Source organism: Reinekea sp. G2M2-21, from assembly GCF_015687175.1.
Lineage (GTDB): Bacteria > Pseudomonadota > Gammaproteobacteria > Pseudomonadales > Natronospirillaceae > Reinekea.
Genome location: NZ_JADPQG010000002.1, coordinates 153,155 through 174,504 on the forward strand (window position 1 = coordinate 153,155; position 21,350 = coordinate 174,504).

23 protein-coding genes are annotated in these 21,350 nt (G+C 49.3%); 8 read left to right on the forward strand and 15 right to left on the reverse strand.

Annotated elements, in window-relative coordinates; translation table 11 throughout:
- The first annotated feature begins 818 nt into the window (after window positions 1-818).
- Window positions 819-1,748: an exopolyphosphatase gene (locus IYN85_RS09495; RefSeq protein WP_196158658.1), complete on the forward strand. Its 930-nt coding sequence runs from the start codon at window positions 819-821 to the stop codon at window positions 1,746-1,748.
- A 98-nt stretch (window positions 1,749-1,846) separates the two neighbouring features.
- Window positions 1,847-2,275 (forward strand): GNAT family N-acetyltransferase, encoded by a 429-nt coding sequence (locus IYN85_RS09500; protein ID WP_196158659.1) that lies wholly within the window; start codon window positions 1,847-1,849, stop codon window positions 2,273-2,275.
- A 38-nt stretch (window positions 2,276-2,313) separates the two neighbouring features.
- On the opposite strand, the gene IYN85_RS09505 is transcribed toward IYN85_RS09500, so the two are convergent.
- Window positions 2,314-2,796, reverse strand: coding sequence for a peptidylprolyl isomerase (locus tag IYN85_RS09505; protein ID WP_370592196.1), 483 nt, complete (start codon window positions 2,794-2,796; stop codon window positions 2,314-2,316).
- Window positions 2,797-3,028: 232 nt separating this feature from the next.
- On the opposite strand from IYN85_RS09505, the gene IYN85_RS09510 reads away from it, so the two are divergent.
- The 6 genes from IYN85_RS09510 to IYN85_RS09535 all read left to right on the forward strand — a co-directional run bounded on the left by IYN85_RS09510 (window position 3,029) and on the right by IYN85_RS09535 (window position 10,678).
- Window positions 3,029-4,240 (forward strand): MFS transporter, encoded by a 1,212-nt coding sequence (locus tag IYN85_RS09510; RefSeq protein WP_196158661.1) that lies wholly within the window; start codon window positions 3,029-3,031, stop codon window positions 4,238-4,240.
- On the forward strand, window positions 4,195-5,340 hold the full coding sequence (gene mnmH, locus IYN85_RS09515; RefSeq protein WP_370592183.1) for a tRNA 2-selenouridine(34) synthase MnmH: 1,146 nt from the start codon (window positions 4,195-4,197) through the stop codon (window positions 5,338-5,340). Before IYN85_RS09510 ends, mnmH begins: the two co-directional genes overlap by 46 nt.
- The gene (locus IYN85_RS09520; RefSeq protein WP_196158662.1) at window positions 5,313-6,113 is read left to right on the forward strand and encodes a hypothetical protein; all 801 of its coding nucleotides are present in this window, start codon (window positions 5,313-5,315) and stop codon (window positions 6,111-6,113) included. Before mnmH ends, IYN85_RS09520 begins: the two co-directional genes overlap by 28 nt.
- Window positions 6,114-6,118: 5 nt before the next feature.
- Entirely contained in the window at window positions 6,119-8,239 is a 2,121-nt protein-coding gene (gene selD / locus IYN85_RS09525; protein WP_370592184.1) for a selenide, water dikinase SelD, read from the forward strand.
- Window positions 8,240-8,291: 52 nt separating this feature from the next.
- The gene (locus IYN85_RS09530) at window positions 8,292-10,064 is read left to right on the forward strand and encodes a C13 family peptidase (protein WP_196158664.1); all 1,773 of its coding nucleotides are present in this window, start codon (window positions 8,292-8,294) and stop codon (window positions 10,062-10,064) included.
- A gap of 68 nt (window positions 10,065-10,132) precedes the next feature.
- Window positions 10,133-10,678, forward strand: coding sequence for a hypothetical protein (locus IYN85_RS09535; RefSeq protein ID WP_196158665.1), 546 nt, complete (start codon window positions 10,133-10,135; stop codon window positions 10,676-10,678).
- Window positions 10,679-10,682: 4 nt separating this feature from the next.
- On the opposite strand, the gene IYN85_RS09540 is transcribed toward IYN85_RS09535, so the two are convergent.
- From IYN85_RS09540 to IYN85_RS25875, 14 genes are all read right to left on the reverse strand, one after another.
- Entirely contained in the window at window positions 10,683-11,552 is an 870-nt protein-coding gene (locus tag IYN85_RS09540; RefSeq protein ID WP_196158666.1) for a prephenate dehydratase, read from the reverse strand.
- Window positions 11,553-11,695: 143 nt separating this feature from the next.
- Complete coding sequence (locus IYN85_RS09545) at window positions 11,696-11,905, reverse strand: cold-shock protein (protein ID WP_196158667.1); 210 nt, start codon at window positions 11,903-11,905, stop codon at window positions 11,696-11,698.
- A gap of 273 nt (window positions 11,906-12,178) precedes the next feature.
- Window positions 12,179-12,697 (reverse strand): GNAT family N-acetyltransferase, encoded by a 519-nt coding sequence (locus IYN85_RS09550; protein ID WP_196158668.1) that lies wholly within the window; start codon window positions 12,695-12,697, stop codon window positions 12,179-12,181.
- Window positions 12,698-12,965: 268 nt separating this feature from the next.
- A complete protein-coding gene (locus IYN85_RS09555; RefSeq protein ID WP_196158669.1) occupies window positions 12,966-13,202 on the reverse strand; it encodes a hypothetical protein in 237 nt (78 codons plus the stop codon).
- 15 nt (window positions 13,203-13,217) lie between these two features.
- On the reverse strand, window positions 13,218-13,997 hold the full coding sequence (locus IYN85_RS09560; protein WP_196158670.1) for an HAD family hydrolase: 780 nt from the start codon (window positions 13,995-13,997) through the stop codon (window positions 13,218-13,220).
- Window positions 13,997-14,551 (reverse strand): TMEM165/GDT1 family protein, encoded by a 555-nt coding sequence (locus IYN85_RS09565; RefSeq protein ID WP_196158671.1) that lies wholly within the window; start codon window positions 14,549-14,551, stop codon window positions 13,997-13,999. The genes IYN85_RS09560 and IYN85_RS09565 overlap by 1 nt, the downstream gene beginning before the upstream one ends.
- Before the next feature lie 361 nt (window positions 14,552-14,912).
- Window positions 14,913-15,368: a hypothetical protein gene (locus IYN85_RS09570; RefSeq protein WP_196158672.1), complete on the reverse strand. Its 456-nt coding sequence runs from the start codon at window positions 15,366-15,368 to the stop codon at window positions 14,913-14,915.
- 338 nt (window positions 15,369-15,706) lie between these two features.
- Complete coding sequence (locus IYN85_RS09575) at window positions 15,707-16,018, reverse strand: hypothetical protein (protein ID WP_196158673.1); 312 nt, start codon at window positions 16,016-16,018, stop codon at window positions 15,707-15,709.
- Between the two features lie 93 nt (window positions 16,019-16,111).
- A complete protein-coding gene (locus tag IYN85_RS09580; protein WP_196158674.1) occupies window positions 16,112-16,708 on the reverse strand; it encodes a hypothetical protein in 597 nt (198 codons plus the stop codon).
- Between the two features lie 78 nt (window positions 16,709-16,786).
- A complete protein-coding gene (locus IYN85_RS09585; protein WP_196158675.1) occupies window positions 16,787-17,359 on the reverse strand; it encodes a hypothetical protein in 573 nt (190 codons plus the stop codon).
- Window positions 17,360-17,966: 607 nt separating this feature from the next.
- Window positions 17,967-18,443 carry a JAB domain-containing protein gene (locus IYN85_RS09590; protein WP_196158676.1) on the reverse strand — a complete coding sequence of 159 codons (477 nt, stop codon included), beginning with the start codon at window positions 18,441-18,443 and terminating at the stop codon, window positions 17,967-17,969.
- 115 nt (window positions 18,444-18,558) lie between these two features.
- Window positions 18,559-18,897 (reverse strand): hypothetical protein, encoded by a 339-nt coding sequence (locus IYN85_RS09595; protein WP_196158677.1) that lies wholly within the window; start codon window positions 18,895-18,897, stop codon window positions 18,559-18,561.
- Window positions 18,898-19,251: 354 nt separating this feature from the next.
- A complete protein-coding gene (locus tag IYN85_RS26140) occupies window positions 19,252-19,380 on the reverse strand; it encodes a hypothetical protein (protein WP_255533703.1) in 129 nt (42 codons plus the stop codon).
- Between the two features lie 1,480 nt (window positions 19,381-20,860).
- Window positions 20,861-21,280 (reverse strand): hypothetical protein, encoded by a 420-nt coding sequence (locus IYN85_RS25875; protein ID WP_230390660.1) that lies wholly within the window; start codon window positions 21,278-21,280, stop codon window positions 20,861-20,863.
- Window positions 21,281-21,350 lie beyond the last annotated feature (70 nt).

The following is a 21,350-nucleotide window of genomic DNA, read 5'->3' on the forward strand; positions in this document are numbered from 1 at the left end:
ACTGAAAAAAAGAAACCGGCCACAATAGCCATTTAATCCCTTTAACTTTCTATCTCTATTGAAATTTTTCGTTTCAGCTTGGATAGACTCATGATTGTGCCAAACGGCATTCCAATGCAGGTGATACCGGCAGCAGGACCATATTGAAACAAGAATCTCGAAACAATATTTTTTATACAAATCACACCAATAATGAGACTTGTGTCACAAAAAAACAAAGACTCTTAGGATTTTCTGTATTTACACTAATACCTGTCTGGAAAAATTGTTACAAATTGTTCAGGTATTAATCAATGTATTGGCAAGGTAGTACTTAAAATAAATAAACTAACTGACCAGACCAATTCACCTCAACATCTGGGCAATTGCGCACGGCATATTGAAAGACTTTTTGGTTGGTCCATTTATCGATTTGATCCTGACCTCACAAGTTTTAATAAGTTACCGATTTTGTTCGATTCGAATTACCGTTTACTAACCCTTCTCGGGTAGTGCCTTCAAGAACTGGTCGAATTCTCTTGATCCAAGTGCACCGCAGAATAATTCAGCAGGTTAGTGTTTTGCCCCGTTAGAAATGTCAACGCACATTTTATTCACTGGCATTACCTCGTTGTCGTTGGTCAACTTTTCGCGGTTTCGCCGTTTTGGGCGAGCAACGGTTAAGCTCGGAATAAGGCTATGAAATGCGACTAAAAAGAGCTATAGACACTGACGTTATTGAGGACTAACCAGTGTTTTTTGATTGTACTTCACCACCATGCAACCCCAAAAAAACCGCCTATACTCAGTCTCGAACTGTTAAATGGGAACCCTTCTCTATGTCTGCTACCAAATACCGCCTGGTCACCCGCAGCGATTTCGACGGCCTGGTTTGTGCTGCGCTGCTGAAAGAATTAGACATGATCGATGACATTCTGTTTGTGCACCCTAAGGATATGCAGGACGGCAAAGTCGAGATTACCGATCGGGACATTACCACCAACCTGCCCTATGTTTCCGCGGCGTATCTGGCATTCGACCACCATCTGTCGGAAACACTGCGTAATGAAAAAGCAGACAACCACATAATTGACCCGAACGCGCCTTCGGCCGCCCGGGTAGTGTTCGACTATTACGGGGGTGCAGACAAGTTCCCGCACGTCAGTGACGATATGATGGTGGCGGTGGATAAAGGCGATTCCGCGCAGTTTAACAAGCAGGAAATTCTCGACCCGCGCGGCTGGGATTTAATGAATTTCCTGATGGATGCGCGCACCGGGTTGGGCCGCTTCCGGGATTTCCGAATTTCCAATTATCAGTTGATGATGGAACTGATCGACAAGTGCCGTGAAATGCCCATAGACGATATATTGAAATTACCGGACGTTCAGGAACGCGTGGAGCTGTACCTGGAGCATCAACCCAAGGCGAATGAGCAGATTCTGCGTTGTGCCACGGTCCATGGCAACCTGGTGGTGCTCGACTTACAAAACGAAGATGAGATCTGGGCGACCAACCGGTTCATCATTTACGCGCTGTTCCCGCAATGCAATATTTCCATCCACCGGCTGTGGGGTTTGAAGCAACAGAACACGGTTTTTGCCATCGGCAAATCCATTCTGGACCGCTCGTCGAACACCAACGTGGGTGAATTGTGTTTGAAGTATGGCGGCGGCGGTCATCAGGCGGCGGGCACCTGTCAGGTGGACAACGACAAGGCCGATAAGGTGCTGAACGAGCTGATTGCTCAGATCAATCAAGATGGCTAACGGCAGTTCCATGCGCTGATCTGCGTCAACGCAATTCGCGCATGGGCAGGCAACACTGGTCCGATCTCTCAACCCAAACCCGGCACAGGAGAAACTCGATGATCCGACAAGCGACCAACACGGACTTTCCGGAATTGGCGGACATTTATCACGACGCCAGTTTAATTGCGCATCCCTTTATCGACCCGGAATTTATTGCCGGTGACCGGCTGCGGGTCCGCGATGAATATCTGCCCTTAAACGAAAGCTTCGTCTATGAGGTGCAGGGTGAGATTCTGGGGTTTGTCTCGTTGACGGACGATCACATTAACGGCCTGTTCGTGAAGGCTGATCATCAGCGGGAAGGGATCGGCAGCGATTTGCTCAATCACGTAAAAGAGCGCCATCCGCGTCTTGAGTTGTGTTGTTTTGTGGATAACTACCAGGCGCAACGTTTTTATCACGCTCAGGATTTTGAAATAGTCGAGGAACGCGGCAACACAGAGTTGCCGTTCGATGAATACCGTATGCTGTGGCAGGCAAGTTAATCGCCTGCCGTTGTCACAACCGACGGTACCGGTCTTGCTTAGTGGTGGTGACCACCAGGGCCATGCACGTGGCCGTGCGCCAGTTCTTCTTCCGTTGCATCGCGCACTTCAACCACAGAACCGGTGAAATGCAGTGTCTTGCCAGCCAGCGGGTGGTTCGGGTCGACAGTGATGTCGTCTTCTTCCACACCGGTGACCATCAACTGGACCGGGCCGCCTTGAGTCTGGGCGGTAAACACCATGCCAGGCTCGATAGATTCAACGCCTTCAAACGCGCTGCGAGGTACTACCTGTACCATCTCTTCGTTGTATTCGCCGTAGCCATCTGCTGGGGCGACGACTGTGTCGAAACTGTCACCCGCGGCTTTGCCGACTAACGCAGCTTCCAGACCAGAGATAATGTTATTGGCACCGTGCAAATACGTTAACGGATCTCCGCCTTCAGAGGTGTCGATAACCTCGCCATGCTCGTCTTTAACGGTGTAGTTCAGGGAGACAACTTTGTTTTCTTCAATCATGATGGTTTCCTTGGTTGGAAAGGTTTGGCGGGCTTAAACGAGACCAATGACAGGCAATAATCGCAAACGCGCGGTGAACAGTTCGGCGCTGTGAACAGCTATCCAAGGAAACAAGTATGGGGCAGCTGACGGATGATTCAACCTTTCGCGTTAAAAAACCGCCATATTTGCCCGCAAACACGCCAATTTGAGCACCCTATGATAAACTGGCGCTCCATTGTGACCGATGTTTTGCATGTCCCAACGTTCTGCGCTCGCTAACCCAGACTATCGCCGGTATTTTATCGCTTCCAGCTTCGCTACCTTAGCGGTGTGGATGACCCGCTTCATGTTCGGGTGGCTGGTCTGGGAAACCACCGAATCGTTTTTATGGGTAGGCGTTGCCAGCGCCAGCATCCTGTTCCCGTCTTTATTGATCACACCGATCTTTGGGGTGATCTCCGACCGCATCAACCTTAAATTTGGCGTCATCGCCTGGCTCGCCAGCCAAGCGCTGGTCACTCTGGTGACTCTGCTGGTGTTTGAGTTTGTCGGTCAATCACTGCCGCTGCTACTGCTGATGACCTTTCTGTTCGGCTGCGTGGCCGCTGCCGGCTCTCCCTTACGGTTAACGCTGATCCCGAAATTGGTGAATGCTGCCGAATTGCCCAATGCCGTCGGCTGGGGGGCCATGCTGTTCAATACATCGCGTATTGTTGCCCCAGCAATAGCGGCCTGGTGCTTAACCCTGTTTCCGCCGCAGTGGGTCTTTATTCTGTGTACGCTGGCATTTATCTGCGCGGGGATCATCAATGCCGGGTTACCCAATGTGCAGGGGGTGGTGAAAAAGTCCAGCACCAGTGGCTGGCAAGATTTTATCGCGGGCATTCAATACTGTTGGGCGTCCCCGATGATCCGTGTGCTGTTTATCCTGACACTGACCAACTCGCAGGTTGCCCGGTCGCTCATGGAACTGCTGCCAGCGCTTTCCGGTACGCTGACCACCGGCACCGCAGCGGATCTCGCCACCCTCACCGGCTGCGCCGGTGCTGGCAGTATTGTCGGTGGCTGGTATATCTCCCGCCAACGTGGTGCGGTATCGACATTAATTAACTTGCTCGCCTTTGCTATGTTCAGCACCGCACTGCTGCTGGTGCCTATGCTGTTTTCCTTGCCAGTTTGGCCGATGGCGGTATTGGTCGGCGGCGTCAGCCTGTTCATGACCGTCCTCGGCACCGGTTCGCAGATCGTACTGCAACTGACCAGTGACGACAGCAAACGCGGCCGCGTCATGAGCCTGTGGCTGACCATTGCGCTAGTGGGTCCGGCCATTGGCGCGCTAATCATGGGCGGCATTGCCGAGTGGTTTGGTTTTCCCGTCATGCTGATTCTGATGTTAGCATTGAGTCTGGCATCCGCCCTGTGGCTGAAAACATCGGCTTCTTCTTTCAACAGCGACACCAGGTAGGCAACATTTTGCACGCGATTACCGATTACCAACGATTGTTTTTACAGGACGTTCCGATGATGGATGTCCGTGCGCCCATCGAATACAGCAAGGGGGCGTTTCCCCACAGCGAAAACTGCCCTCTGCTGGACGACGAACAGCGTGAACGCGTTGGCACCCGTTACAAAGAACAGGGGCAGGATTCCGCCATAGAGCTCGGTAACGAATTGGCCACCGAAGCGATTAAAGCGGATCGGCTGGCGCAATGGCAGGACTTCTTCAAACGGCACCCGGACGGCGTGCTCTACTGTTTTCGCGGCGGACTGCGTTCGCGCATTACTCAACAATGGTTAGCCGAAGCCGGGTTGGAGATTCCATACATCACCGGTGGCTACAAGGCCATGCGGGGTTACCTGTTGAACGAATTGCATGAGCGCATCGGCGAGGGCAATGTGCAGATTCTGTCGGGTCCCACCGGCAGTGGTAAAACCGAACTGATCGAGCAATGGCCACATTCGGTCGATCTTGAAGGTTTGGCGAATCACCGTGGCAGTGCTTTTGGTCGCACCGAAACCGAACAACCGGCGCAAATCGACTTCGAAAACGTTTGGTCCATTGCCTGGATGAAACGCACGCAGCACAATACTGCGCCAGTGTTGATGGAGGATGAATCTCGGTTGATCGGTCGCATCGCCGTGTTACCGGAATTCCTGGAACTGAGCAAACGATCCAATGTCGTGTTGCTGCAAGCTTCCGTTGAGGAACGCATAGAACGCATTCGCCGCGACTATGCCGAACGCATGTTTGCGCACAAACAAACCCACGGTGAAGAAGCAGCAATCGCGTATCTGGATGACTTTGTCCGCTCGGCCTTAACCCGTATTCGCAAACGCTTGGGCGGCGACCGTTTTGCGCAGTTATCCACCATGCTCAATGACAGCTTGGTCGCTTTACAGAACCAGCAAAGCTGGCAGGGGTTCGATGACATCGTCGCCTGTCTGCTGCAAGACTACTACGACCCAATGTACACTTACCAATTCGGCAAAAAAGCCCAAAATGTCGTGTTCAGGGGCAACCAAACGGAGATACTGCAATGGTTGAGCGAGCAACAACAGGCTTGAGCACGCGGGTTAAAACGGCGCTGACGGCGTGTATCGTATTGGCGGTGGTCATCAACTGGCTGCCAATGATCGACGCGAAAGCGCAAACGTACCTGACCGACACCATCAGCAGTAATGCCATTGTGTTTGGCGTGGTTCGAACTCTGAACGGGGTCATTTCGGTGGTGCAGTCTTCGGAAGTTAGCATCGGGGTTGCCAGTGTGGGGTTGGGCGAAATTTTTGACCCGGTCAATGACCTGATTGAACGCTTTTCTGGTCTTCTACTGGTGACCTTAACCGCACTCGGTATTCAGCAAGTCATTCTGTTATTCACCACTTCGCTGGCGCTGAAAATTGCGTTCAGCAGTTTTGCCGTTTTTCTGTTGCTCGTCGTCTGGCGCATTGAACAACAAGCGCCGGTTTGGGTGCGCATCGGCATCGCCGTTTTGTTGTTGCGTTTCCTGCTGACGCTGGAAGTCGGGCTGGTCTGGTTGTTTGACTGGCTCTATTTCAATGCCACCGGCGCCGAGGCTTTATCAGTACTCGAAGCCACCACTCAAGTGGTGCAGAACATTCGCGAATCGCTGACGAGTATCGACCTCGGCAAGCTGATCTTCGGCAACAACGACCCGGTATTGCAAAACGAAGACATCGGCAGCCGTATTTCCGCATCTGTGGTCACGCTGATTGTGGGCATGTTGTTCAAGAGCATAATTATTCCCGTAGGCACCTTATGGAGCGGCTATCAAATCAGCAGAGCCGTCCTTTGGGGCGTCTCGCAACCCTCAAGGTAGCTGCTGTGTTTGAACGTGATTTAGTTTTTATTGGCGGCGGTCACAGCCACGCCCTGGTGTTGCGGATGCTGGCCATGAAGCCGTTAACCGGCGTTCGCCTGACCTTAGTTACCGACACTCTACTCACGCCCTATTCCGGTATGCTGCCGGGTTATATGGCCGGACACTACTCGTTGGACGACACCCATATCGACCTGAACAAGCTGTGCCGCGCGGCCGGTGTACGGCTGATTCACGACCGTGTCATCGGGCTGGATGCGCAGCACAAAACCATTCGCCTGGCGAACCATGGCGACTTGCGTTACGACCGCGTATCGATCAATACCGGCTCAACACCCAACCTGACCATTCCCGGTGCCGCTGAATTTGCCGTGGGTGTGAAACCGGTCAGCCAGCTGACCGCCATGTGGCAACGATTGTTGGAGGCTGACTATAAAGGCAAAACACCGCATTGGGCGGTGGTGGGTGCCGGCGCTGCCGGTGTGGAAGTGATCCTGGCCATTGCGCACCGGTTTGCCCGCCTGCAAAAGCCCATCCGCCTGTCACTGGTGTACTCCAGTGCCGATATTTTGCCTAACTACACACCGCGCATTCGACGTGTTGTGTCCGACGCATTGGCAAAAGCCGGTGTTGAACGGGTGGCGAATTTTTCTGTCGCCGAAGTGCGCAAAGACCGCCTGATCAGTGCCAATAATCTCGAATTGCATCTGGATAAATCCATCTGGTGTACGCCAGCTACAGCACCACATTGGCCACAGGACGCCGGTCTGGATGTTGACCACAATGGCTTTATTACCGTTAACCAATACCTGCAAAGCACCAGTCATTCGGACGTGTTTGCGGTGGGCGATGTCAGCGCCATGACCTTAACGCCAAGACCAAAGGCCGGTGTTTTTGCGGTTCGTTCAGCGCCGTTTTTGCGCCACAACCTCACCGCCGCGTTTACCGACCAACACATGCGGCCGGTTCGGCTGCAAAAAGATTTTCTGTCGTTACTGGCGTTGGGCGACCAACGAGCCGTTGGCATGCGCAACGGTTTTTCGTTTGCCGGGCGTTGGGTCTGGCGCTGGAAAGATCGGATCGACCGGCAATTTATGGCGTTGTTTTCCACCGCGTTACCGCAAATGCAAGCCAGTGACAGCATGAGCGATAACACCATGCACTGCGCCGGTTGTGGCAGCAAATTAGGCCCGGAACTGCTCAGCGAAACGTTGGCGGAGCTGCATCAGGGTAAACACCACCAAGCCGAAGATGCGGCCCTGGCGTTTAACAGCGGAGGCCATCAACTGTGGCAAAGCATCGACGGCTTTCGCAGTTTCACAGATGACTTATATCGCCTGGGTCAGGTGGTGACGCACCATGCGGTGAATGACAGTTACGCCATGGGCATTGCTCCCAGCAGCGCGCAGGTCTGGGCGAACCTCGCATTCAGTCACCCACGGATTGCCCGTCGCGACTTTAGGCTGCTTATGTCTGGCATTCAAAGCGCATTAGCCGAGCACGATACTGAACTCATTGGCGGCCACAGCACCGAAGGTTTAGAAACACACGTCGCCTTGGTGGTGAACGGTGAAGGCACCGCGCAGTGGCACAAAAGCAACATCCAAGCGGGCGACTGGTTGCTGCTGAACAAACCCATTGGCTCAGGCATTTTGCTGGCAGCCGATATGCAGGGCAAAGCACACGCGTTGGCGATCGAAGCGTTGTGGGCGCAGTTGCTGCGTTCGAATCGGGCATTTTTCCAGCAGTTGCAAACACACACCGTGCATGCCGCAACCGACGTGACCGGCTTTGGTTTGATCGGCCACCTTTTGGAAATGACCGATGGCAGCGGCTGCAGTATTGCGCTGGATGCCGACGCTGTGCCGCTGATGCGCGACGCTCTGACCTTAAGTGAGCAAGGTGTGCACTCCACACTCTTGCCGCAACTGACGCCGCTGCTGTTGCGTTGCAAAGTCGAGTGCGAGAACACAGCTTTAGTGAATTGCTTGCTCGACCCACAAACTCAGGGAGGTCTGTTAATTTCGGTGCCGCCCGCTACGGCCGAGGCGCTTCTGGCGCAAGGTGATGTGTGGAAAATTGGCGAAGTCACCGAAGCCAACTCGAAACCCATTACCGTTCGTTAACTAACTCAATTCGCAACAAGGTGTTACGCCTGTAAAAAGGGATCTACAAATCATGCTCGTTCGGACTATTTTTTTCAGTACCATATTTCTGCTGACCACCGCTTCGCTGCAAGCGGAGACCTTAACTCTGCCAGATGGCAGCGAGTACGAAGGCCCTCAGGTCAATGACCGCTTGCACGGCGAAGGCACCTTGAAATGGCCTAATGGCGATGTATATGTGGGAGAATTTTCAGAAGGTCAAATGGCCGGCGCTGGCGAACTGACCTATGCACTCGGTGCCCATTACAGCGGGAATTTTCTGCAGGGATATTTCCATGGTCAGGGCGAGTACGCCGATACAAACGGCTCGGTCTGGACCGGAGAATTTGAGCAAGGGAAATTTCAACAGGGCACCGTTGTGCACAAGGATGGCTCAACGCTGACGGGCCAGTTTGCTAATTGGCAATTATCCGGTGAAGGTCAAGCGACCTTTCCCCAGCAAGGCACCTGGTCCGGTCAATTCAAAAATGGCGTGATAAACGGAAAAGGGCATTATGAAAATGAAGCGGGCGTCCGTTACGATGGCGGCTTCGCACGATGGAGCTACCACGGCGACGGCGAACTGACCTTACCGGACGGCACACATTACGTTGGGCAATTTCAGTATGGTCAATACCAGGGTCACGGTGAATTAACACTGCCATCTGGAGAAACTTATGTCGGTGAATTTGAATACGGTGAATATTCCGGCGACGGCAAGCAAACGCTGCCAGACGGCGAAATCCGAACCGGGGTCTTCGACTGGGGTTACCTCAACGGAACCGGTCGTATCGACTACCCCAACGGCGACTGGTACGAAGGCAATGTCGTTAATAACCAGTATCAGGGCACCGGCAGCCGGTATACCCAAAGCGACAACACTCTGGTAAAAGGCCTCTGGCAAGCGGGTAAATTGGTTGCGCGCATTCACGATGACGAACGCATCGAGCACTTGGGCAACTTGGCGGAACAGGTGCTGTACAACCAGAACGATCTGCTGCAAACCCAGTTTGATGCCTTGCTCGACAGCAACCCGGAACAAACCAACGCCTACCTGCTCGCTGTAGGCGGAGATGGCAATCAGGAAGTGTTTCGCCGCGAAGTGTTGTACGCGCAGCAATTGTTCGACACCCGCTTTGCGACCAAAGACCGTAGCGTGGTTTTGATCAACAGCAAAGAAACAGCGGCGGCGTATCCCGTGGCAACGGTCACGTCCATCGAAAAAACGTTGCAGGTATTGGCCGGTAAAATGAACCCGGAAAAAGATATTCTGCTGCTGTACTTAACCAGCCACGGCAGTGCCGACCATCAACTCTATTTGAATCAGCCAGGTATGGGGTTAGTGGATTTATCTGCCGACTACCTCGCGCAACTGCTGCGGAACTTCCCGGTACGCGCAAAGGTCGTGATGATTTCTGCCTGCTATTCCGGCGGCTTTATCGATGCGTTGAAGGATGACACCACGCTGGTGATGACCTCAGCGGCGAAAGACAAAACCTCGTTTGGTTGCAGCGATGACGCAGATTTCACTTACTTTGGCCGAGCACTGCTGGAGCAATCACTGCAACAAACACAGGATTTTCGCCGAGCGTTTCACAGCAGTGTGGACCTGGTTGAGCAATGGGAAAAAGAAGAAGAGATCACACCCTCCAAACCCAAATTGCACGCTCCGCAACCCATTTTAGACACATTGGCGGCGTGGTATGAATCGTTACCGGGTTATACGCCAACACCCACAACACCAATGGAATTGACCCAATGGTGGTGGCGGGAGACTAAACAGTTGCCCACCGTGAGTGCCGACTAGCGGCACTTGAATGGCGCTTATTTTAGCTTTTTTACGGCGCACATAAGGCTTTTGCGTCATTCGGCGACTTGGTTTCGCTGGGATTTTTTACTACAAGTAATGGATCAATTCTGAAGACTAAGGTTTTATTTTTAACCAAAAGGTTTATTGGAGGATTTCTTTTTTCAAGGGGAGATCCCCTTGCACCCCCTTCTGTCGCCCGCTTTGGTATTCTGCCCTGCCAGACACTTTCTTCGAACGGTCGCTTGAGCGTGCGTCCCTGCACGCACGGCGCTTTTAAGGGCATCCATGCCCTTGAATCCATTGCGATGTGTCTGTCATGTCAGCCAAAGCAGATGCGACGATCGAGTTATTTACACCTGATCGGGCTTATCAGCATTTGCTGGTTTGAAATGGTTATCAAGAAGCCGACTCATGCGGTTGGTTCTTCGCCGTTCAAACGACCTTTCAAAGATGAAGTTGAGAAGATTGATCAGTCGTTTGTGGCAGCTGGGGTTGTTAAGAACCAAGCCCGTATCGTCGGACTGGTTTGGCCCTTGACGGCGAAAAATCGCCCAGTGAAACTAAGCCAGGAGATGATGCAAATACGCGTAAGCAATAACCGTTCAGCGTGACCCTTTATTGCTCCAGCACCCGTTGATTCGTCAACCGAAACGGGTGCGCTACGTAAGTGCCCATGATGCGCATTTCCTGGGTAAAAAAGGCCAGCTCTTTTAAAGCATATTGCATGAGTTGCTCGGAAGGGTGGCCTTCCACATCCAAGTGAAAACTACTGCCCTTCGGCACACCGCTGCCCATGTAACTTTCCAGCTTTACCATGTTAATACCATTGGTCGCAAAACCGCCCAGCGCTTTATACAACGCCGCCGGAATATTGCGTACAGTAAACATTAACGAGGTGATGAACGGTACTGACGCATCGAAGTCTGGCAGACCGGCGTCTTTCGACAAAATAAGAAACCGTGTGGTATTGCCAGTTACGTCCTGAAAATTTTCCCGCAGAATGGTCAGGTCATACAGTTCGGCCGCCAGGCTGGAGGCGATCGCTGCCCGGCTTTTATCGCTACCTTGGGCAATTTCACAAGCCAAACCGGCGGTGTCGTACCCTGCGATGGGTTCCAGCCCCAGTTCATGAATGTGCTGGTCACACTGCGCTAAGGCTTGAGGGTGCGATGTGACTGTTTTGATATCACTCAGCTGAGCCCCTTTTAACGCCAACAAACAATGATTAATCGGTTCAAAGTGTTCACCAATAATGTGCAGGTGTGTGGAAGGCATTAACCGATACATTTCTTCAACCCGTCCAGCGGTTGAATTCTCCAATGGAATCATCGCCAGTTTGGCGTCGCCACGTTCCACCATAAACATGGCTTCTGCAAAGGTTTCGCAGGCAATGGCCCGCATGTTCGGAAAAACATGGCGGCAGGATAAATGAGAGTAGGCACCTTCCAGCCCCTGGAAAGCAATGATATTGGTGGTCTCGGCCATAGCAATTCCAAAACAAAGTTGATGAGTTCAGAACGCAGAATTATGGCACAAGCGCGATACGTTGCAGATTGACTTTTAACAGCCCAAAACAAAAAAAGGGCAGAGTCTTAACGACCCTGCCCTTTTTTAAAACGGTTTAGCAATTACACAGCGACGATGTTTTCCGCTTGTGGGCCTTTAGGGCCTGCTGTCACCGTAAATTCAACCGACTGACCTTCAGTCAGTGTTTTAAAACCTGAACTGACGATAGCACTGAAGTGTGCAAAGACGTCTGGACCAGATTTCTGCTCAAGAAACCCAAAACCTTTCGCTTCGTTGAACCACTTGACGGTACCTGTTGTTGTATTAGACATAATAATAATCCTGAAATTTAAAAATAAATGTGCCTTCAAAAGGCTTGAATGCGTAAAAACAGAGACTGGAACTTAAAAACTGCAGGACGTGGTGTTACGAATAAAACAACGAAATGTAGGATGTAAATAGGAGACTTAATTTCTAGCTGCGACCCACAGTATAGAGTTAGTGGGTCGCTGTCTATGTTTATTTTAAAATACTTTTTCAGCGGTGTGTGACCGTGACAAACTTGGTAACTGCTCGTGGCGGCGCTAAAGGCAATCGCGTTTGACTCAACTAATCCAATCCACCTTGTGAAGCTCATAGTGCTTTAACTGCCGCTCACCAACGCCAACGTCACCCTGATAGACAAAGCCATTCTTGATCATCACACGACCCGACGCGGGGTTCTCCGGCAGATGACGAGCATAAATAAGCGTCAAACCAAACTGATCAAACCCATACTGAATCAACGCGGTTGCCGCTTCAGTACAGTACCCCTTACCCCAGAACGGAACCCCAACCCAGTAACCCAAATTACCACTCGCATCTTCAATTTGTGTGAGACTGATCGTACCTAAGTGCTCGCCGGTGCTGTTCAATTCAATCGCCAGTGCAATGGCTTTACCGCTTTCAAACCAACCTTGGTGATTGGATATCCATTCTTCCGCCATACCCTTGCGATAAGGGTGAGGAATATTTGCGGTCATGTCCGCAATAATTTTTTCACCCGCCAAACGCTGAACACTCTTAGCATCTGACAGTTGGTACGGTCGCAGTGTTAATCGGTTTGTTTTAAGTGTGGGTAACAAGAGCGTTCCTTTTTAGAATTTAACCAGGGCCAGGTTAGGGCTCAGTTTAAAACAATAGTTAGCAAGCACCAAAAACTTCATGCAATGTGGGTTCTACCCTTTTCGGTTTTAGGGCTCTTTTTAAAGGGCCTTACTCGACGATTCGGACATGCCCCATAACAATTCCAGCTTCCACATATGACTTCACACTTCTCAATTTCGTCTTCGACAGATCGATCCTGATGGACAGGGTTATCTAAGATTCCTATTCATAAATAGTTCAATCTAATCAATTGAAAGCCTTTGCGGACATTGGCGTAAATAACCGTTCCGTCGCATCTGCATAAATTACTACGCATCCATCCTGAGTTTCATCAAATGCTTCTGCCGAATACGAACTTGCACCGGAGTCATTCGTGATCTTCGTCAGTGCTAAATTAAGTTCCTGCACCAACGCAATGCAGTCTGCGTGATCCGGCTTCACTGGCTTCGCTTCAAGGTTTAATACATTGGGATTCTGATTCATAGACTCTTTTAAATTCTAACCAAACTGCAGGCGCATGAATTCCAAATACTCATTCAGCGCAGCAACTTGATGGTAATCGTTTATCCGCTGATGGTGTTTTGTCCGATCTCCCACGACCACCAAATTCCAATTCAATTCCGCGCAGGCTTTTTTGTCCCAAGAGGCATCACCAAAATATGTGATCGACACGTTATTGCTGTTCGGTTCCAACACCGTATTACCCTGTTTAACACGAGCCAGTGCAATGTTCATAATATCGACTCGCGAAATGGCATCGTTTGCTGAGACAAGCGGTAAACCTTTAGTTGCGATACCAGCGGAATTCAATTTGGCAATCGCGGTTTCACCCCAGCCGCCGGTCGCAATGCCCAAGCAGACATGTTCATAATCACGCAGGTGAGCGATGAACGCATTGGCGCCGGGCACTTCCCGTACCGGGTTTTTCTGCAAATGCGCTTCTATCCTGGCAATAAAAGACGCTTTTACCCGCCGTGTTAATTCCGCCTCGTGCTGTTGCAAACCATGTGACACGACAATTTCATTTAAAATACCGGAATCCGTCACATGGGCGTATTCGCCCCAATCGTCTTTAAAGGAGACGTCCATGTGTTCCAGAACCGCCTCTTTAAAACAAGCGGCATCAAAACCCGTCGATTGCGTTAAGGTGCCGTCGATATCAAAAATAATGCAGTGCAAAGGCCGCTCTCTTTTCGTTTGTTCATCTGAAAAACCAGAGAGTGTAACGTACAACAGAGCGGCAGAGTTGTCATGCTCAACCCCAGTTGTTAAGCGCATTACCCGATAATCTGGAACACCCCAACCAGAACGAACACCAGCGCGGCAACAAGGTGCGCGGCTTTCAACGGAATTCGTTTCATAATGTATTCGCCCGCAAAAACAACCGGAACATTTGCCAGCAGCATTCCCAGTGTTGTGCCGAGTGTCACCAACACAACCGAATGAAATTGCGCGCCAAGCAACACGGTGGCAATTTGCGTTTTATCGCCGATTTCCGCCAGGAAAAACAACAGCGTCGACGCGGCAAAGGCACCGTATTTTTGAAATGCAGAATCTTCACTGTCGTCTTTATCCGGCACCAACAGCCATAACCCTAAAACAATAAAACTGCCGCCGAGCAGCCACTGGCCTAACTCGCTTTGCAGGTATTGGGCGAGCCAACCACCCAACCAAGCGGATGCGGCATGGTTAAGCAGAGTCGCCACCAAAATGCCAGCCACAATAGCCCATTTGTTGCGGAATTTTGCCGCCAGAAACAGAGAAAGCAGTTGGGTTTTATCACCAATTTCGGCCAATGCCACGGTGAACAGGGAAATGTAGAGAGGTTCCATATAAGGGCTCCGGTGGGATTGATCATACAAAAGGCAAACAACAGCCTCCCACCATAGGAACTGTTATTTGCCTTAAGTCTTGCCAATACCAAACGGGGTACGAACCGACCATAAGCCATGAGGGCTCAAGTATGTTGACCGGTTCTCTCAATCAGAGAAGACTACTCCCTTAAGGACGCGCGAACTTTACAACAGGTGCTTTGGAAACTCAAATCGGATTTTCCTAACTACACAGCTGCACACTAAGTATTATTACCGTTTTCTGATAGCTAATTATGACTGCTTAACAAAGCCACTTATTCTTCCACGAGCCGCATATTTGCGATCAAAGACGTTAGCTTATCAACATCATTACTGGTATTTAGTTGAAAGACCAAGTCGAAACTACGCTCGCACCGTACGCGGTTGGTCCAAGCTCTGTTGTGGTAATAACGAATAGCCAGTCCCCTTTTTCCATCACAGTAACTTTTTCTGATTCTGAAACGGAAAATACTTGTTTTAGCTTTAGACCAAGTTCAGAACTGAAAGATGGATCTACTAGCCTTTGTAGAAATTCACGATTAAGAACACCAACTTTACCTGGCGCATCCGCAAAGAGAGTTTCAGGATAGTCCTTGAATACAGTGAATCCACTTTCTATGTCTCCAACGCTTAGCGACACGCCCGATGATTGAAATGCCTGTAATTGAGAAACCTCTGGCTCTATCTCAAACACAAATGGAAAGACGGTGAGTGATAGCGGATTCATTCGCTCTTGGTTAATCGACGCACATCCTGTCATTAATATTGTTGCCAGAACCAAACTAAGCAATTTCATTGTTATATCCCCGCTGCTAACATTTCAAGCTCAGTCCTATATTGCCAAAGCCGAGTTTCTTGCTACGTCATAAAAAAAAAGGGCGCTGGTCAGCTGTTCATAAGAGTACGATTTGTAGTTCAGCTTCATTCAGTACCTAATGTCGTTGAACACCTAGCTCACCTGAAACATGGGAGCACAGCGAGTATTTTGTCCGGCGCAGCCACTTGATAGAAGCTGCTGTTTCATGTTCTAAAGATTTGTACATATCTAAATCTTCCCAGCTATCTTCCAAAGCTTCCAGAATTGTCGAAGGTAAGATTCTACTCATAAGATAAGCTTGATCCCCTGCCTTTCGTTCAATTCATCAATGGCCATTTTTTAAACTCAGGCCACCTTGTAACATGAGCAATATAATCAGCAAGTTCAGAAGGTATAAAACCAGCAGGTCTCTTAGTTTCCTTTGCCAAATGTAGCCAGTCTTTTGAAAGAGTTACTTTGAGTTCATCCAGAAACCAAGTTTTAAGATCGGGATGCTCTGTTAAATGTTCAGAGAACCTCACGAAAATAAACTCTGCGTGATTGCATCCACAGGTAGATCTTACCCACAACATGTCATATGCATTGTCTAGTGGGGTTTCCCCGTATTCTTTGGCGTACTCTATTTCCACTAGGTATTTCTAACACCATTATTTTTCAGCGAATTTACCATTCCGAAGCCCACGCACGAAGCAAGGTTTTTGGGCTTGAACAACAATTGTTTGTTAAGAGACTTGTTCTGGTGGCTCATAGCCCTTAATCATTTTAAAGTGGTGTTTGATACACTTTCTTGACTGCAGTATATGGAAGTGATCACACCCAATTTCGTTGCAATTTTGAACGCCATCTTCGGCACCTAACTGCAAATAAAAATAGTAATCATCATTTGAGTTGAATTTTTTAGATATCAAAGACTCAGACTTTACCCATTTAAATTTCGGTTCATCATGCGACAGGACATCTAAAGTGTTCAAATTACTAATAAAACGAAAGTTCTTTGGTTCTCCGCTTATTAATATTTCAGAATCCGGCAAGTGCTTGAACCAATAAGAATTTTTTACAAGAAGAAATGGATAACATGAGCCATTAGTCAGACGTGGAAGCGTCTCAGGGTATTGGTAATCCATAGGATGCCAGTGCTCGTCAAAGGAAGTAAAGCCAACAATGTGACTAAAAGTAACTACAAGATCTGACAAGACTCCATCTATGCTTTGATCTAAACCTATAGTTATAGCCAAAGCGGCACGTTTCAAATCATAATGGATGAAGTCTGAACATTTGTTTATATCCGGTTTTGTTATAAATGATTGATAAGTTTCCATAATCTCTTAACGCTTGCTGTAGTTGCGCGGGCTTTTTCGCGTCGACTGCTTATGTTTGTTATTTGGGTTAAATTAAGTTCACCAAAATTTCGATTTAGCCGAGTTACAGTAAGCAATCACTTGTCTTAAACCTTCTTCGCTGTGATTAAGGACTTCAATTATTGACTTTTGACCAAGTGCGGGAATAGATTCATTAAGCCATAATTCAGTTTCAGTGCAAGGTCCACGACCAATTGAAATCAATGCACTCCTAACTTGATCTGGCAGCGTACTAAAAACAGTCTTTGTAGGTGGCACTTTTTCCAATTTACGAGTAAGTATTGAGCTGCTCAAATCAGGAAAGACTCGTCCGAGTAACTCAATGAATGATTCTTCGCTCAAATAGCATTCTACAAATTGGTTGTTGGGGCTCTCGTCAGCGCCTAAGTAAAAACGCCACCCTTTAAATTCAGATACACCATAGTCTTCTACGCAATGCTCATCGAATTTGTGAATCCCCCAATCTAAATCACCTCCGATTCCTCCTTCGGCAAGCATTAAGCTAACAAGTACTTTATGGTTTTTAAGTTCAAAGATCCTGTTAATGCAATAGCGAGCGATATTGTCTTCCCGCTCAATGTTTAAATAGTCAACTACTAAAGGTTCGTTCATGTTGGATACTTCAAATGACAGTTTCTTATGCCGCTACAGTGGTTTTTTCCGGTGCCGTATAATCAGGATAGGTTTCTGTTCACATTCGGCTCAATGTCAGTCATATTCAGCGGTGCAGACACTATTGTCAATCTGGTCACCCTAAAAACCGCATGAGCGGTTTTAACATCAATATTTGTGCGTCTGAAACGCCCTATTCATGGGGGCTAGCCTAATAAGCGGGAAATGGATATTCCGTTAGTTCCCGAGTTTTGCGGCGCGTGCATAAGTATTCAGGAGATTTCCGGAAAATGCAGCGTAAAGGCTTTTTTAGCGGGATTGAAGCTTTTTTCAAAATGAATAAGCAACGTTTACCCATAATTGGGGTGACGGTGCGTATCATGAGGTGGTTGCGGTGGTGGTTATGCATTTTGGGCTAAAGCCGCGATCTACATATTTAGTGCCCCTTCGACTGCTTCGCGCTCTGTGCGAACGAATGGGGCTTATGGTTTCGCGTCTCTGCGTTGCGAAGCCGGATTCAGCGTAGACATTTTAATTTGTCGGCCTAAAGTCCGATCTTCAAAGATATCGCCTCTCCGCGTTGCTCAGAAGGCTCCTACAAAAAAGATTACACCAAACCGAGTCTGGCGAGTGAGGTGGTGTTCATTCGGTTAGAATTAGAGTCGGCTTTGGTGATGAGGAAGAAGTCGTCCAGCCAGATCGAGTATTCCAGTAGTCGGTCTTTTATTCGTGTGGCTTCCAGCAAATGTTTGTCTTTTATCGATAAGCTTCCCTTTGGGTTGTGGTGAATCAATATTAAACGCGTAGCGTTGGCTTGAATGATGTGGCTGATGAGTAAGTTAGTGGTGAGTTCTTTCAGGGAGAATTTCCCGTTGAGGATGGGTCTACTTTCTAATAATACACTACGGGTGCTGAGCATGAGTGCGTGTATGGCTTCGTGTTTTAAATGTATGAACGTATTGGCGATGTATAGCTCGGCACGGGCGATGCTGTCCAGTAAAACCGGGTTAGGTTTTTCCAGTTCACGTTGATGGGCGTGGGTGAAAAGCAGTTCGTCGTCTATGTTGGTGATTTTTTTGTACATGGTTTGTCTCGCTTTTTAAATTCGTTATCTGTTTTTAAGCATCAGAAACCTTGCCTGCGTGCGCAGGCAAGATGTGCGGCTAAGCAATGTGTTCTGTGTTTTCTACTGCGTGAGTTCAGCGTTTGTTGTTACTTCGGTACTGCTTTAACAGTTGCTGATAACTCATGTATTTCACGGAACACGGCTTTAGCCGCATCGAATTTGGAAAAGCTCCGGTGTACAACGCAAGGGCTATACGAAAACGCCACCTATGTAGCGCGTGTAAGTACGCGGGGTCGGTTTCTATCTGTGGGTTTCGGTGCCGGTTGGCCATTGCTTGTTTTATTGCGGGGTCACAAGGGTTTTTCACTTCAACGGGGTGTTGAAGGTCGCTTTTAGTTGCGCTTAGTTTCCCTTGCGGGGAGATTTTTTCTTGGAACGAGCGGTGCTCTAGCTTACCATTGAACTTAGCCATAATTGATACCTACTATATCGGTTGTGGTTAGCTGCCCTTGAGTGCGTCAACACTCTTGGGTAGCGCTTAGTTTTCGCTACTTTCTTTCCGTTATTTGCCTCCTGAATTTTCTTAAAAACCAACCTGTATAAAACACTGGGTGATGAATGAACACAATTTATTTTTTGTGTGAGGTGAGGTTATTGTGATGGATGTCTAAAAAAATTTGGTTTGTTCAATGAGGAGGTGGGATTTTTTCAGTGTCTTGTTAAAAGTTTTCAGCCTTGGTGACTCAAACCTTTTGCTGGTTTTAGTTTTGTGGTGTTTGGTTCATTCGAGAAATGGTTTAGTTGGGAGGCTTTTTTTCGTCAAGGGTCAAACCGGTCCGACGATTCGGGCTTGGCCCTTAACAATCCCAGCCGCCGCCACAAACGACTGTTCACTCTTCTCAATTCCGTCTTCGACAGGTCGTTCGCGACGGCCACCGAAACGTCGGACCGCCATGGCCGGCTCACTTGTTCAAGCATCCCTGCTTGAACAATCTATGAGACGCGAATTGATTCGCGTGGTTGTTTGAAAGGCGGTGAAACAACGGCATGAGTCACTCTCTCGACAGCCAGTTAAACCGTCAGTTCCTGTCGCTATATTTTGACCCACCTAAATACATTCCATTGCCGACATCGGCGTAAATAACCGCTCCGTCGCATCTGCTTTGGCTGACTTAATTGGCACGTCGCAATGGATACAAGGGCATGGATGCCCTTGGAAGCGCCGCGCGTGCAGGGACGCACGCTCAAGCGACCGTTCGAGGAAAGTGACAATTAAGGAAGATCACCAAAGCGGGCGACAAAGGGGGGTGTAAGGGGGTCTCCCCTTGGAAAAGAAATACTTCCAAGCGAAGTTTTGGTGAAAAATGGAACCATAATCTTCGGAAAGGATTTAGTACTTGAAGTAAAAAATCTCAGTGAAACTACTTCACGCAGCATTGATGCAAATTCCATTGAACACGCTTAAGTACGTGATATTCGGACCTGCCCTCTTGGAAAAGAAAAACTGAACTATTTCCCAGCACAAACGCCAAAAAAAAGGTCCAAAAAAGACATCGCGACCGCCCTCGTGCCTCGGTTGTTCGCTACTACCAAACGAATAAATCTCCACTTTCGATATCGGCGTAAATAACCGCTCCGTCGCATCTGCTTTGGCTGAATTAATTGGCACGTCGCAACGGATACAAGGGCATGGATGCCCTAGTAAGCGCCGCGCGTGCAGGGACGCACGCTCAAGCGACCGTTCGAACGAAGTGGCAATTAATGAAGAACGCCAAAGCGGGCGACAACAGGGGGGTTAAAATCGATTAAAAGCGAAGCCCCAATGGGCTTCGATTCGATTTTAACGACTTCACCTCTGGTGAAGGCCGGATCAAGGGGATCGCCCCTTGGAAATAAAAAACTGAACTGCATGCCAGCACAAATATAAATTATCTGCATCGAGTGCAAAAAAGATATCGCGAACGCCCTCGTGCCTCGGTTGGTCGCTTCTACAAAACGATTAAATCTCCACTTTCGATTTCGGCGTAAATAACCGCTCCGTCGCATCTGCTTTGGCTGAATTAATTGGCACGTCGCAACGGATACAAGGGCATGGATGCCCTTGGAAGCACCGCGCGTGCAGGGACGCATGCTCAAGCGACCGTTCGAAGAAAGTGACAATCAAAAGAAGACCACCAAAACGGGCGACAAAAGGGGGGTTAAAATCGATTAAAAGCGAAGCCCCAATGGGCTTCGATTCGATTTTAACGACTTCACCTCTGGTGAAGGCCGGATCAAGGGGATCGCCCCTTGGAAAGAAAAAACTGAACTGTATGCCAGCACAAATATAAAAACCGATCCGTCACAAAAGATTTAAGGGCACGGATGCTTTTGGAAGCGATGCCAGAAAGGCCTAAACTGCGCCAAACTTAACCTATTGGTCAGGTAATTATGTCTCATGTTTCCAGCTCATTTCTCCAGCAATTAAATTGGGTGCAAAACCAGATGCCACGTACCCGGAATGCCCTTACACCGCGTTCCGGGCGTTGCCGAAAACCCCGATTGCCATCTGCACTCACCTCGACATTAAAATGATTCCGGTTTTCGAAGGTTTGCTGAACGCCGGTTGTGAACTGTTCATAACCACATGCGATCCAAATACCGTACGCGACGAGGTGGTCGCCTATCTGGTCAGCAAGGGCGCAGAAGCGGACGCTTGGCATGGCATGTCGGAAGCGCAATGTCGCGCGTCGCTGCCGCTCGCGCCTTGGAATGCGGAGGTGCTTATGAGGGGCCAGAATGCCAGGGTTCTGAGTGGTCACCACAATCACACGGGCATCGTGGTGCTGCCCTTCCCGGACTTTTAGGCGGTTCATGGCTGGCACGAGTCCGCCGCCTATCAGGCGCTGGTGCCATTGCGGCAGGAAGCGGCGGATGTGGACCTGA

Excerpts from the sequence above, each read along its gene's own strand:
- IYN85_RS09495 (WP_196158658.1), top strand. The coding sequence starts at position 819 with ATGTCTGCTACCAAATACCGCCTGGTCACCCGCAGCGATTTCGACGGC.
- IYN85_RS09500 (WP_196158659.1), top strand. The coding sequence starts at position 1,847 with ATGATCCGACAAGCGACCAACACGGACTTTCCGGAATTGGCGGACATT.
- IYN85_RS09510 (WP_196158661.1), top strand. The coding sequence starts at position 3,029 with ATGTCCCAACGTTCTGCGCTCGCTAACCCAGACTATCGCCGGTATTTT.
- IYN85_RS09520 (WP_196158662.1), top strand. The coding sequence starts at position 5,313 with ATGGTTGAGCGAGCAACAACAGGCTTGAGCACGCGGGTTAAAACGGCG.
- IYN85_RS09530 (WP_196158664.1), top strand. The coding sequence starts at position 8,292 with ATGCTCGTTCGGACTATTTTTTTCAGTACCATATTTCTGCTGACCACC.
- IYN85_RS09540 (WP_196158666.1), bottom strand. The coding sequence starts at position 11,552 with ATGGCCGAGACCACCAATATCATTGCTTTCCAGGGGCTGGAAGGTGCC.
- IYN85_RS09545 (WP_196158667.1), bottom strand. The coding sequence starts at position 11,905 with ATGTCTAATACAACAACAGGTACCGTCAAGTGGTTCAACGAAGCGAAA.
- IYN85_RS09555 (WP_196158669.1), bottom strand. The coding sequence starts at position 13,202 with ATGAATCAGAATCCCAATGTATTAAACCTTGAAGCGAAGCCAGTGAAG.
- IYN85_RS09560 (WP_196158670.1), bottom strand. The coding sequence starts at position 13,997 with ATGCGCTTAACAACTGGGGTTGAGCATGACAACTCTGCCGCTCTGTTG.
- IYN85_RS09565 (WP_196158671.1), bottom strand. The coding sequence starts at position 14,551 with ATGGAACCTCTCTACATTTCCCTGTTCACCGTGGCATTGGCCGAAATT.
- IYN85_RS09570 (WP_196158672.1), bottom strand. The coding sequence starts at position 15,368 with ATGAAATTGCTTAGTTTGGTTCTGGCAACAATATTAATGACAGGATGT.
- IYN85_RS09580 (WP_196158674.1), bottom strand. The coding sequence starts at position 16,708 with ATGGAAACTTATCAATCATTTATAACAAAACCGGATATAAACAAATGT.
- IYN85_RS09585 (WP_196158675.1), bottom strand. The coding sequence starts at position 17,359 with ATGAACGAACCTTTAGTAGTTGACTATTTAAACATTGAGCGGGAAGAC.
- IYN85_RS09590 (WP_196158676.1), bottom strand. The coding sequence starts at position 18,443 with ATGTACAAAAAAATCACCAACATAGACGACGAACTGCTTTTCACCCAC.
- IYN85_RS09595 (WP_196158677.1), bottom strand. The coding sequence starts at position 18,897 with ATGGCTAAGTTCAATGGTAAGCTAGAGCACCGCTCGTTCCAAGAAAAA.
- IYN85_RS26140 (WP_255533703.1), bottom strand. The coding sequence starts at position 19,380 with ATGGCGGTCCGACGTTTCGGTGGCCGTCGCGAACGACCTGTCGAAGAC.
- IYN85_RS25875 (WP_230390660.1), bottom strand. The coding sequence starts at position 21,280 with ATGAACCGCCTAAAAGTCCGGGAAGGGCAGCACCACGATGCCCGTGTG.